The 12,886-nt window shown below is 66.9% G+C and carries 7 protein-coding genes; 3 read left to right on the forward strand and 4 right to left on the reverse strand.

The window, feature by feature from the left end:
- Positions 1–334: 334 nt before the first annotated feature.
- The 3 genes from ACO07K_RS06375 to ACO07K_RS06385 all read left to right on the forward strand — a co-directional run bounded on the left by ACO07K_RS06375 (position 335) and on the right by ACO07K_RS06385 (position 7,896).
- The gene (locus ACO07K_RS06375) at positions 335–2,710 is read left to right on the forward strand and encodes a beta strand repeat-containing protein (protein WP_422035063.1); all 2,376 of its coding nucleotides are present in this window, start codon (positions 335–337) and stop codon (positions 2,708–2,710) included.
- Positions 2,692–7,122, forward strand: a complete 4,431-nt coding sequence (locus ACO07K_RS06380) for a beta strand repeat-containing protein (RefSeq protein WP_422035064.1) — start codon at positions 2,692–2,694, stop codon at positions 7,120–7,122. Before ACO07K_RS06375 ends, ACO07K_RS06380 begins: the two co-directional genes overlap by 19 nt.
- Before the next feature lie 204 nt (positions 7,123–7,326).
- Positions 7,327–7,896 carry an invasion associated locus B family protein gene (locus ACO07K_RS06385; RefSeq protein WP_422035065.1) on the forward strand — a complete coding sequence of 190 codons (570 nt, stop codon included), beginning with the start codon at positions 7,327–7,329 and terminating at the stop codon, positions 7,894–7,896.
- A 75-nt stretch (positions 7,897–7,971) separates the two neighbouring features.
- Here ACO07K_RS06385 and ACO07K_RS06390 read toward each other — a convergent pair whose 3' ends face one another.
- From ACO07K_RS06390 to ACO07K_RS06405, 4 genes are all read right to left on the reverse strand, one after another.
- Positions 7,972–9,522, reverse strand: coding sequence for a class I SAM-dependent methyltransferase (locus tag ACO07K_RS06390; protein WP_422035066.1), 1,551 nt, complete (start codon positions 9,520–9,522; stop codon positions 7,972–7,974).
- A gap of 116 nt (positions 9,523–9,638) precedes the next feature.
- A complete protein-coding gene (locus ACO07K_RS06395; RefSeq protein WP_422035067.1) occupies positions 9,639–10,916 on the reverse strand; it encodes a solute carrier family 23 protein in 1,278 nt (425 codons plus the stop codon).
- Between the two features lie 19 nt (positions 10,917–10,935).
- The gene (locus tag ACO07K_RS06400; protein ID WP_422035068.1) at positions 10,936–11,811 is read right to left on the reverse strand and encodes a DUF2189 domain-containing protein; all 876 of its coding nucleotides are present in this window, start codon (positions 11,809–11,811) and stop codon (positions 10,936–10,938) included.
- Between the two features lie 142 nt (positions 11,812–11,953).
- Positions 11,954–12,883, reverse strand: coding sequence for an aminotransferase class IV (locus tag ACO07K_RS06405; protein WP_422035069.1), 930 nt, complete (start codon positions 12,881–12,883; stop codon positions 11,954–11,956).
- Positions 12,884–12,886 lie beyond the last annotated feature (3 nt).

A 12,886-nucleotide genomic window follows, 5' to 3' on the forward strand; every position in this document is an offset into this window, starting at 1 on the left:
CAATTTCATTATGACCGGGCGGACCGGAATTCCGGCAGTAGGCTCGAAATAATTCAGTCGCCGCCTTGCTGACGTTCCAACCCTGTGCGAATTACTCATCGCCGATGACTTTGTTCATCAAGCATCGTGCGTCTCTCGCCGCCGTGTCCGGCAGGATCGACCCGAACATCACTTCCCCAATACCGTCCGTCGAGCGTGAAACTACCCTCGATTGAATCTTGACAGCGCATTGTGCTTTGGGGTTGAGTGCTCCAAATTCTGAACGTTTGAGTGCCGCGCGAACCGACAGCGTGTAGCGGTTCTGATGCCGGACGTGTTGGGGAGTGAGAAAACGATGACGAAGTCTGCGCCGCGGGCGGTTCTGTCTGGTGGTTACCGCGCCGCATTGTTGGTCGGTTCCGCGCTCACGGCCGTCATGATCCCCCAGCTGGCGAGTGCGCAGAGCGCTTGGAAGCCGGATCCGGGCAGCACCGATTGGTCGACTGGCTCCAACTGGAGCAACGGCGTCCCCAGCAACGCGATTATTGGCGGCAAGGCGGCGACGATCGGACCGTCGACCCGCAACACGATTCTCTCGGCCAACAGCTCCGCCAGCACTCTTTCGCAGACCGGCAATACGCTCTCCACCAACGGGAAGACTCTTTCGGTCGGCAACGCTCTCTCCTCGCTCGGCACTGCCTATACGCTGAGCGGTGCGGGCATTCTGGACAATAGTGGTACGGTCGACGTCACCGGTTCGTTCAAGCAGACGGGCGGCACGATAAACAATACCGGCACGGTCAAGATCAGCAACTCGTTCAACCAGTCGGGTGGCGCGGTCACGACGACGGGGACGTTCACGACCACCCTCGGCTCGACCTTGTCCGGCGGCACGTTCGACGTGAATGGCGGCACCGTCACGGCGAACGGCCTGGGGCTGACCAACAGCGGCGGAGACCTCGCCGTGGCCGCGGGCGGCACTCTGAAGGCGACGCTTTTCACCCAGTCCGGCGGCACCACCGACAATGCCGGCACCTTGACGGTGTCGGGCATTGGCACGGTCTCCGGCGGCGCCCTGACGAGCAGCGGCACGCTGGGCGTCAGCGGCCTGTTTACCCAGAGCGACGGCAGCACGACGGTGACCGGGGGCACGTTCACGACGTCCAACGGCGCGACCTTGTCCGGCGGTACGTTCGACGTGAAGGGCGGCGCTGTCGCGGCGAACGGGCTGTTGGGTCTCAGCAATACGGGCGCCGATCTCACCGTTTCGGGCGGCGGCCTGACGGCGACCACCTTCTCCCAGACCGGCGGCAGCACGACGGTGTCGGGGGGTACGTTCACGACGACCACCGCGACGGCCCTCACGGGCGGCACGTTCGACGTAAAGGGCGGCACTGTCGCAGCGAACGGCCTGGTGGGGCTCAGCAATCTTGGCGCAGACCTCAAAGTCTCGAGCGGAAGCCTGACGGCGACCACCTTCTCCCAGACCGGCGGCAGCACGACGGTGTCGGGGGGTACGTTCACGACGAGCACCGCGACGGCTCTCACGGGCGGCACGTTCGACGTCACGGGCGGCACTGTGGCGGCCAACGGCGTGGCGGGACTGAGCAACCTCGGCGCGACCGTTACTGTGGGGAGCGGCGGCACCGTGACCACGGCCCTTCTCACGCAGACGGGCGGCAGCCTGACGAGCAGCGGGACGGTGACGGCCGACGTCTTTGCCCAGGTCGCAGGCGCTACGAAGGTGACCGGCGGGACGTTCACGACGAATACGGCGGCAACCCTGACGAGCGGCACGTTCGACCTGACGGGCGGCACCGTGGCGGCGAATGGCGTGGCGGGCCTCAGCAACCTGGGGGCCACGGTCGACATCGGGGCCGGCGGCACCCTGACGACGCCATTGCTCACGCAGGTGGCCGGCAGCCTGACGAGCAGCGGGACGGTGACGGCCGACGTCTTTGCCCAGGTCGCGGGCACTACGAAGGTGACCGGCGGGACGTTCACGACGAATACGGCGGCAACCCTGACGAGCGGCACCTTCGACGTGACGGGCGGCACCGTGGCGGCGAATGGCGTGGCGGGACTGAGCAACCTGGGGGCCACGGTCAACATCGGGGACGGCGGCACCGTGACGGCGCTGCTGCTCACGCAGGCTGCTGGCAGCCTGACGAGCAGCGGGACGGTAACGGCCACCGCCTTCGCGCAGACCGGCGGCAGCACGACGGTAACCGGCGGGACGTTTACGGCCACCCTCGGCGGCGGGCTCACCGGCGGCACGTTCGACGTCAAGGGCGGCACCGCCGAGATGAACGGCCTCGGCCTGGTCAACACCGGTGCGACGGTGAACGTGGGCGCGGCCGGCACCCTGAAGGGGACGCTGTTCACGCAGACGGGCGGCAGCACCGACAATGCCGGAACGATGTCGATCGGCGGCCTGACCACGGTTGCGGGCGGCACGCTGACGAGCAGCGGCACGCTGACGACCACCGGCTTCCTCCAGACCTCGGGCGGCACGACGGTGACCGGCGGCACGTTCACCAGCAGCATCGGCGGCGAACTCGCTGCCGGTACGTTCGACGTCAAGGGCGGCACCGCCGAGATGAACGGTCTCGGCCTGGTCAACACCGGTGCGACGGTGACGGTGGGCGCGGCGGGCACCCTGAAGGGCACGCTGTTCACGCAGACGGGCGGCACACCGACAATGCCGGAACGATGTCGATCGGCGGCCTGACCACGGTTGCGGGCGGCACGCTGACGAGCAGCGGCACGCTGACGACGGGCGGCTTCCTACAAACCGCGGGCGGCACGACGGTGACCGGCGGCACGTTCACCAGCAGCATCGGCGGCGAACTCGCCAGCGGCACGTTCGACGTCAAGGGCGGCACCGTGGAGATGAACGGTCTCGGCCTCGTGAACACCGGCGCGACGGTCACGGTCGGCGCGGCCGGCACCCTGAAGGGCACGCTGTTCACGCAGACGGGCGGCAGCACCGACAATGCCGGAACGATGGCGGTATCGGGCCTGACGACGGTGGCGGGCGGCACGCTGACGAGCAGCGGCACGCTGACGACGGGCGGCTTCCTGCAAACCGCGGGCGGCACGACGGTGACCGGCGGCACGTTCACCAGCAGCATCGGCGGCGAACTCGCCAGCGGCACGTTCGACGTCAAGGGCGGCACGGCGGAGATGAACGGCCTCGGCCTGGTGAACACCGGCGCGACCGTGACGGTGGGCGCGGCCGGCACCCTGAAGGGCACGCTGTTCACGCAGACGGGCGGCAGCACCGACAATGCCGGAACGATGGCGGTATCGGGCCTGACGACGGTGGCGGGTGGCACCCTGAAGAGCAGCGGCACGCTGACGACGGGCGGCTTCCTGCAGACCGGCGGCGGCACGACGGTGACCGGCGGCACGTTCACCAGCAGCATCGGCGGCGAACTCGCCAGCGGCACGTTCGACGTCAAGGGCGGCACCGTGGAGATGAACGGTCTCGGCCTCGTGAACACCGGCGCGACGGTCACGGTCGGCGCTGCCGGCACCCTGAAGGGCACGCTGTTCACGCAGACGGGCGGCAGCACCGACAATGCCGGAACGATGTCGATCGGCGGCCTGACGACGGTGGCGGGTGGCACGCTGACGAGCAGCGGCACGCTGACGACGGCGGGCTTCCTGCAGACCTCGGGCGGCACGTCGGTAACCGGCGGCACATTCACCAGCAGCATCGGCGGCGAACTCGCCAGCGGCACGTTCGACGTCAAGGGCGGCACCGTGGAGATGAACGGTCTCGGCCTCGTGAACACCGGCGCGACGGTCACGGTCGGCGCTGCGGGCACCCTGAAGGGCACGCTGTTCACGCAGACGGGCGGCAGCACCGACAATGCCGGAACGATGTCGATCGGCGGCCTGACCACGGTGGCGGGTGGCACGCTGACGAGCAGCGGCACGCTGACGACGGCGGGCTTCCTGCAGACCTCGGGCAGCACGTCGGTAACCGGCGGCACGTTCACCAGCAGCCTTGGCGGGCTTCTCACCGGCGGTACGTTCGACGTGAAGGGCGGCACCGCCGAGATGAACGGTGCCGGCCTGGTGAACACCGGCGCGACGGTCACGGTCGGCGCGGCCGGCACTCTGAAGGGCACGCTGTTCACGCAGACGGGGGGCAGCACCGACAACGCGGGAACGATGGCGATCGCGGGCCTGACGACGGTGGCGGGCGGCACGCTGACGAGCAGCGGCACGCTGACCACCGATACTTTCCTGCAGACCGGCGGCAGCACGACGGTGACGGGCGGTACGTTCACGGCGGCCAGTGGTGCGGCCCTCCTTGGGGGCACCTTCGACGTGAAGGGCGGGACCGCCTCGGCGAACGGTGTGGGCCTGATCAACACTGGCGCGGCGATCACCGTCGGCGCGGCCGGTACCCTGAAGGCGACGGAATTCGCTCAGACGGGGGGCAGCACCGACAATGCGGGAACGATGGCGATCGCGGGCCTGACGACGGTCGCGGGCGGCACGCTCACGACCAGCGGCACGCTGACCACCGATACTTTCCTGCAGACCGGCGGCAGCACGACGGTGACGGGCGGTACGTTCACGGCGGCCAGTGGTGCGGCCCTCCTTGGGGGCACCTATGACGTGAAGGGCGGGACCGCCTCGGCGAACGGTGTGGGCCTGATCAACACTGGCGCGGCGATCACCGTCGGCGCGGCCGGTACCCTGAAGGCGACGGAATTCGCTCAGACGACCGGCAGCACCGACAATGCCGGGACGATGTCGATCGGGGGCGCGACGACGTTGCTGGGTGGCACGCTGACGAGCAGCGGCACGCTGACGACCGCCGGCTTTCAGCAGGGCGGGGGCGGCACGACGGTGACCGGCGGCACGTTCACCAGCAGCCTTGGCGGGCTTCTCATCGGCGGCACGTTCGATGTGAAGGGCGGCACCGCTGAGATGAACGGTGTTGGCCTGATCAACACTGGCGCGGCGATCACCGTCGGCGCGGCCGGTACCCTGAAGGCGACGGCGTTCACGCAGACGGGCGGAAGCACGACCAATGCCGGGACGACGACGGTCGCCGGGCAGACCAAGCTTGAGGGTGGCACGCTGACGACCAGCGGCACGCTGACCACGGCTGACTTCGTCCAGACCGGCGGCAGCACGAAGGTCACGGCGGGAACCTTCTCGGCACTCAACGGCGCGACCGTCAGCGGCGGCACGGTCGATGTGGCGGGGGGCACGTTCAAGATCGGCGGCGCCGGCTTGACCAACAGCGCGAGCATCAACGTCGGAGTGGGCGGCACCCTCGACTCCCTGGCGGGCGGTATCAACAATCTGGCCGGCGGCACCCTGACCAACTTCGGCACGGTGTTCGATGCGCTGAACAACGCCGGCAGCGTGTCGAACGCCGGCGTCTATAACGGCGACGTCGCCACCAATACGGGTACAATCGCCAACAACCTCGGCGGCACCTGGAACGGCAAGGTCATTACAAACGCCAGCCTGATCGCGAATGCCGGGACCTGGAACGGCGCCGTCGACAGCAACTCGGGCACGATCAACAATACGGGCACGTGGAACGCGCTGGGCGGGAACATCGTCAACAACGCCGGTGGCACGTTCAACAACTTCAACGGAACGGTCACGGGGGTGAACACCCTGACCAACAACGGTGTGCTGACCTATACGGGCAACAACAACACCTTCAATGTTGCGTCGTTCATCAACAGTGGCACCATTTCTTCCAACACCACCGTAACGCCTGCTTCCGCCCATAGGATGACCATTACCGGCGGCCTGGGCGGGACCGGCATCATCAACACCTCCGTGGACACCAACGGCACCAGCCGCCTGACCGTCAACGGCGTGTCGAGCGGCGCGCAGACCATGATCTTCACGAACGTCAGCCCGGGGGGTGCCCTCCCGGTCTACTCCGCGCCGCAGACGGTGCTGGCCCTCAACGGCGGCGGAACTCTCTCCGTCACCAATACGGGTATCGTGTCCTCGCTGTCCTCGGGCCTCATCAACAACTACCTGGTCCAGAGCGGCAGCGGACAGAACGCCACCCTCCAGTCGGTCTTCAACAGCGGCCCGATCGCCGGCGTCGCTGGCGGCCTGTCGAGCATGCTGACGTCGCTGAACGCCGGCTTCTTCCAGGGCGAGTCGCCGATCGTCTCGAGGCCGAACAACCCGCAGCGCGATCAGATCAATGGCGGCCCGTGGGTGCGTATCATGTACGGCAGCACCAACACCAACCTGGGGAGCACGACTTACGGGCTGGGTTCGCCGGCCTCGGGCAACAGCCAGGGCACGACCGCGTTCAGTGGCGTCCAGGTGGGCGCAGACTTCGGGATGTTCAACATCTCGGAGAGCCAGTGGAACGTCGTCGTCGGCGTGTTCGGAGGCTATGCGAACCTGAACACCAATTCGAACTTCACGACACCGCTGCCCGGTGGCGCCACGAGCAGCACCAACACCGGGATCTCGGTGGAGGTGCCCTACGTGGCAGCCTACGCCAACCTGTCCAAGGGCTCGTTCTCGGCCGCAGTGGACGTCCGCTACGATCAGTACAGCGGCACCGTGCGGTCCTTCAGTGGCGATCTGGCGGGGGGCGCCGCAGGCGGCTACCTCCTGGCGCCCAACACGCCGCTCAACGGCCGCGGCGTCACCGTCAACGCCAAACTCGTGAACCGGTTCGATTTCGCCGAACGCTACTACGTGGAGCCCCTGCTGGGATTCACCTGGGGCACCTACAATTTCGACAGCGTGGCCTTCAATCCCGCCTTGGCGGGCACGTCCGGGTCAATCGGCTTCCAGCCGATCACCTCGCTGCTGGGAAGGGCGGGCGCCAGTGTCGGCGCCACGTTCGAGGCGACTCCGACCATACAGCTGGGACCCTTCCTCCAGGCCGCGGTGTGGAACGAATTCGCGGGTCCCGTGCAGGCGACCGCGACCGTAAACAACGGGGGCTCCGCTTATACCTTCCAGACCTTGTCCGATCAGGTCGGCACTTTCGGGCAGGTTGCCGCGGGCCTGAACTTCAAGCTGACCGAGCAGGACTTCCTTGGCTTCGTCCGCGGCGACTATCGTTTCGGTGGCCAGTTCTCGGGGGCCAGCTTCAACATCGGACTCCGCAAGCAGTTCTGAGCGGGCGGAAGATCGAGATCGCCCGGGCCGGTGGTGCTGCCGACAGCAATCACCGGTTGATCGGGCTGATGTTCGGGGCGAAGACGCGATCGGTTTAGGGCGCTTGGCCTGGCTCGCAGGGGCGAGTTGGACGCCAGGAATGCTGAATGCTAGATGCTTCCTCGCCCGATTGTGCAAATGACGACCTTTGGAATTCGCGGGGGCGTGCCGACAGTGACCTTTGGATTGATGCAGGCTATCCGCTACTCGGCCTTATGCACCGTCTTGGGAATGATGGTGTCGAGCGGCGCCGCCCAGGCCCAGAAGCCTCCCGCGGCGCCCAATCTTCCCGCCCCGCAGTCGCGCACCGAGATCCTGACCTACGACAACTGGACGGTGACGTGCCGTGATGGCGCGGATCCGAAGGAAAAGCGGGTCTGCTCGGCTGAACTGGTGATCGCCCAGGAAGCCAACAATCAGCGCCAGCCCGTGTTCGTCTGGTTCCTCGGCCTCAACAAGGACGGCGCTCCGGTGAACGTGTGGCGCTTCGTGACCGGCCTCACGATTCCCCCTGGCCTCGAGCTGAAGTTTGCCGACAAGTCTCGCAAGGTGCCCATCGCCACCTGCGATTCCACCTTCTGCACCGCCACGCTGCCCATCGACGATGCCTTCGCCAAGGAGGCCTCGGCTCTGGTTCAGGGCGAGGCCGTCCTGCAGACCGCCGACGGACGAACGGTCACCTTCACGATCAACATGAAAGGGTTTGCCTCGGCCCTTACGGCCATACGTCGGTAGGGGACGCGGCGCCGCCCTTGCATGAGGGCGACGCAAACCACGTGAGCGCCATGGCCGACGCCTTCACAAGAGGCGTCAGGCCAGGGACACGCCCAGCGATTGCAGCAACGGCAGCCGCTCCGACTGGAACGCGGCCACCTGTTTCTCGAGTTCGGCGAGATTGGCCTCCGCACCTTCGAGTCCCTTGCCATCCTTGACAACGCTCTGGCCCAGCGCCGACAGCATGGCCCAGACATCGCGGGCGACCGCGACGGCGTCGGTAGCGCCGTTGGCGAGCGACAGCAGGAAGCACTGCTGCAGGCGGCTAACCTCGATGCCGGTGCCGGCGACGGGCGACGCCAGGCAGGGAAACTCGTCACCGCGGCGCGCCCGTTCACACAGCGCCCGGTTGAGGGCAGCACAGCGGCGGCGGCTTTCCGCGGTGGCGGGCTCTGCGGCGACGGCGTGACCCATGCCGACCAGCATGGCGACCCCTTCGACGACGTGGGAGGCGCTGACGTTCCGCGCCGCTCCCCGTGCACGCAGGTCGGCAATGGTCTTGGGCGCATGACCGTCTGAAGCCAGCGCTTCGACCAATAGCCCGTAAACATCGGCCTGAAGACTGGCCTCGAAGAACGGGCCGGCGATCTTGGAGGGGACCTGGGACGGCAGGCTCTTCAGGACGATCAGCTGACGGTCGAGCTGTTCGAGGCGGTCAACCGCCGACAGCGGCCTCAGGCCCTTCACGAAGATGTCGCGGCGAAAGCGCTGATGCACGAGATAGTCGCGCATCGTCTCGCGCAGCACCCGATTGCCGGTCTCGGCGACCAGCTGGCGGCCGGCCGGATTGAGCATGAGGTTCTCCACCTGGTCCAGCAGGTTTGCGGATGCCGCGAACTCGACACGCGCCGGTGCGAACCACTCGACGACCTGGGAAAACGCCATCGGCTGCCAGTCCTCGCCGAGATACTCGTGGACCAGGTATTTGCGGTCCATCGCCGAGATGGCCTGAAGGAAGGGACCGACCTGCGGATTGTTCCGGAAATAGAGGGCGCCGGCCTTTTCGAGCTTGCTGGAGAAGGCGAGAGCCTGGTCGACGCTGGCGGCCAGGCCGCCCGCCGGCGCCGTGCCCATCTGCGTATGAAGATAGATCAGGTGCCGGAGCGGTTGCAGGGCGGCCCAGCCCGGGTCGCAGTTGTAGGAAACGGAGAGGATGCCACCGACCTTCAGTTTGCGGCGGGCGATATCGACGATGGCGCGGCGGTTGGCGTCGGAGATCCACGACCAGACGCCGTGCAGCGCTATGACGTCGAAATCCGGCAGGTCGGATCGCGCCTGCAGCTCCGAAAAAGAATCGTTGAGCAGGCGGATGCTGGCGTCCTGCGGATCGGTGAACTGCGCGGCACGGGCGGTATGGGCCGGGTTGAAGTCCGTTCCCCAATAGGTCCCGGGGCAGGCGGCGGCATGGATGTTGAGGCTGAGCCCCTGTCCGAAACCCAGCTCCAGGTAGTTCAGCGGCCCGGCAGGCGGCGGCTCGATACCGGCATGGAGGCAGGCGAACCTGAGGAGCGACGGGTTCAGTTCGCGATAGTAGCCTGCCGTGTACTCCAGGTCCGTGACATAGCCCTCTCCCCACTGCGTCGCCATCGCTCATATCCTCGATTGTTGCGCTCCGGGGACAAACCGGCGCGGCCGTGAAAGCGCTACCGTTTTGGCATACGCGCTCGCGACCAGCCACAAGATGCCGTGTTGCGCTTCCTGGATTACCGTCGGTTCTCGCGATCGAGTATCGCGTTGAGAAGGACCGCTCCGAAGGTCGCCGTGCCGATTCCGCCCAGGGCGAATTCGCCGAACTTCAGGGTGAAGTCGCCGGTGCCCAGCACGAGGGTGATGCCGGCCACCATGAGGTTGCGGCTTGCGGTGAAGTCGACCTTGTTGTCGACCCAGATCTTGGCGCCGGCGACGGCGATCAGACCGAACACGACGATGCTGACGCCGCCCATCACCGGCAGCGGGATGGAGTGGATCAATGCCCCGAACTTGGGCGAGAAGCCCAGCAGGATCGCGAACAGGCCGGCGACCACGAAAAGGGCGGTCGAGTAGATGCGCGTCGCGGCCATCACGCCGATATTCTCGGCATAGGTCGTGACGCCGGTGCCGCCGACACCGCCCGCCACCATGGTCGCGATGCCGTCGCCCATGAAGGCGCGGCCGACATAGGGATCCATGTTGCGGCCCGTCATGGCGCTCACGGCGCGCAGATGGCCGAGATTCTCGGCGACCAGGATCAGGGCGACGGGCGCGATCAGCACGATCGCCCTGGTGTCGAAGACCGGCGCGGTAAAGGCAGGCATGCCGAACCAGGCGGCTTGCTCGAGCAGGGCGCCGCTCACCGGCTTGCCCCAGCCGAGCCCGTTGGCCAGCAGGGCATAGACGAGGGTGGCCACGACCAGCCCGACCAGTACCAGCAGGCGCCGGGTCATGCCGCGCGTGAAGACCGCGACCAGCGCGATGCTGATGAAGGTCACGGCCTGCATCCAGGCGTCGAACGAGGTCGCTGCCATGTTCTTGACCGGCACGGCGGCCAGGTTGAGGCCGATGACGGCAACCACGGCGCCGGTCACCACAGGCGGCATCAGCCGTTCGATCCAGCCGGTCCCGCTCGCCATCACGACCAGCCCGATCAACGCATAGAGGGCACCGCAGATCACGATGCCGCCAAGGGCCAGCGCGATGTTGGCGTTGGCGCCCTGGCCGGCGTATCCGGTCGCCGCCACGACCACGGAGATGAAGGCGAAGGAGGAACCGACGTAACTCGGGACCTTGCCGCCCACGGCCACGAAGAAGATCAGCGTGCCGACGCCGCTCATCAGGATGGCGACGTTGGGATCGAAGCCCATCAGCAGGGGGCCCAGCACGGTGGCCCCGAACATCGCCACCACATGCTGGATGCCCAGCGCCACGGTCTGCGGCCACGGCAGCCGCTCGTCCGGCGCGACGACCATGCCGTCGGCCGGCTGTTTCACCGTCCAGTCGAGCATTCTCCCCCTCTTGGTCTTCTTAGGTCACGACGACCTTTCTATAGAGGTGCCACGTGGCGTGGCCCAGTACCGGCAGCACGATGGCGAGTCCGATCAGGAGAGGCAGCGCGCCGATCGCCAGGCTCGCCGCCACGATCACGCCCCACATCGCCATCGGCCCGGGGTTCATCCGCACCGCGCGGACCGAAGTGGCGATGGCGGTGCCGACACCGACAGGGCGATCGAGCAGCATCGGAAGCGACACGACGCCGATCACCAGGACGACGAGCGCGAACAGGAAGCCCACGCCGATGCCCACGATCGTCATCGTCAATCCCTGCGGCGTGGTCAGCGCATCGCGCACGAAGGCCTGGGCCGAGACGGGGGCGTCCGGCCCGAGGGTGACGGTGTAGAGCAGGTTTGCCGCGAACAGCCACAGGCAGAAGATCGCCAGCAGCAGCAGGCCCATGACGATGATCGAACCGATATTGGGCGAGCGCGCGACGGCGAAAGCATCGGTCCAGCGCGTTTCCAGCCCTTGCTCCCGGCGGCGGCTGATCTCGTAGAGGCCGAGCCCGAACATCGGCGCGATCAGGGCAAAGCCCGCGATCAGCGGGAAGACCAGCGCCAGCATGCCGTAGTCGAAGGCCATGCGGGAGATCGCGAGGCCGGCGAGGGGATAGAGCAGGCAGAGCATCACGACATCGGTGCGGGCGGCGCCGAAATCGCGGACCCCCTTGGCCAGCGCGTCGCCGACATCGGCGGCGGTGATGCGACGGACCGTGGGCGGCGCGGTCGCGCGGTCCTCCCAGGCTCCGTCCATCGAATCGGCCGTCGACCCGACGGCCTGGCTTGTCTGCTTGAGTTGGTCCCATCCCCATTCGAGGGGATTGCGGATGTGGTTCTGGGTCGCCATGACTGCCTCCTTGCGAACGAAAGTCCGAAGGTCGCGGTCCGTCGTGATCACGACGAAGCGCGATCCACCACAAGGAAAGAGTCTACGCCCGGCAGAGGGGGAAGTCTCCCCCTCTCCATGCACTGGGTAGAGTGCTGTCTCGCTACTGCGAGAACTTGAGGTACTGGGCCACGAAATCGCAGCCGACGCTCTTGGAGTAGGCGTCGATCAGCTTCTTCGTGATCGGGCCCGGCGCCTTGCCGTCGCCGACCGGCGCGCCGTTGAAGCTCTTCACCGGCAGGATGCACAGGCTGGTCGAGGTGAGGAACATCTCCTCGGCATTGGCGGCATCGAACAGGTCGATGTCGCCCGGCGTGCACTCGACGCCGATCTGCTTGGCCATGTCCATGGTCATCTGGCGGCTGACGCCCGGCAGCACATAGCGCTCCGACGGCGTGTAGAGCTGGCCCTCGCGCACGATGAAGATGTTGCTGCCCAGGCCCTCGGCGAGGTTGCCGTTCTCATCGAGCAGGATCGGCCAGGCGTCGGGATTGAGCGCCTTGATCGGCTTCTCGGCCATGATCATGTTGAGATAGTTGTGCGTCTTGGCGCGGGGCGAGAGCATCGACGGCGCGATGCGGCGTGCCGTCGTGGTCATCGCCTCGGCGCCCTCGCGATAGAGCTTGCCGCGCTTGGAAAGCGGCAGGGGGGTCATCTCGATCACGACCTGCGGGCCGACATTTTCCCAGCCCTCGTCGCCCACGGCGTCGACGCCGCGGCTCACCCGCTGGCCCAGCCACCAGTCGCCGACCTCGGCGCGCAGATGCTCGTTGCGGGCGACGACTTCCTCGCTGTGCGCGATCATCTCCTTCGGCGACAGGCCGGGATCGATCTGCAGGTAGCGCAGCGAGCGGTAGAAGCGCTCGATATGCTCCTTCAGCCGGAACGGCACGCCGTTGAAGGTGCGGGTCATGTCGAAGGCGCCGTCGCCGTATTTCCAGCTGCGGTCGCGGAACGGGATCATGACCTGATTCTCGGGCACGAATTTGCCGTTGAACCAGGCGATGCGTTGATTGCTGAGCTGCTGGGCCATGAT

Source organism: Reyranella sp. (assembly GCF_965228225.1).
Taxonomy (GTDB): domain Bacteria; phylum Pseudomonadota; class Alphaproteobacteria; order Reyranellales; family Reyranellaceae; genus Reyranella.

Coding starts and splice junctions, on each gene's coding strand:
- ACO07K_RS06375 (WP_422035063.1), top strand. CDS start 335: ATGACGAAGTCTGCGCCGCGGGCGGTTCTGTCTGGTGGTTACCGCGCC.
- ACO07K_RS06405 (WP_422035069.1), bottom strand. CDS start 12,883: ATGGCCCAGCAGCTCAGCAATCAACGCATCGCCTGGTTCAACGGCAAA.
- ACO07K_RS06400 (WP_422035068.1), bottom strand. CDS start 11,811: ATGGCGACCCAGAACCACATCCGCAATCCCCTCGAATGGGGATGGGAC.
- ACO07K_RS06380 (WP_422035064.1), top strand. CDS start 2,692: ATGTCGATCGGCGGCCTGACCACGGTTGCGGGCGGCACGCTGACGAGC.
- ACO07K_RS06395 (WP_422035067.1), bottom strand. CDS start 10,916: ATGCTCGACTGGACGGTGAAACAGCCGGCCGACGGCATGGTCGTCGCG.
- ACO07K_RS06390 (WP_422035066.1), bottom strand. CDS start 9,522: ATGGCGACGCAGTGGGGAGAGGGCTATGTCACGGACCTGGAGTACACG.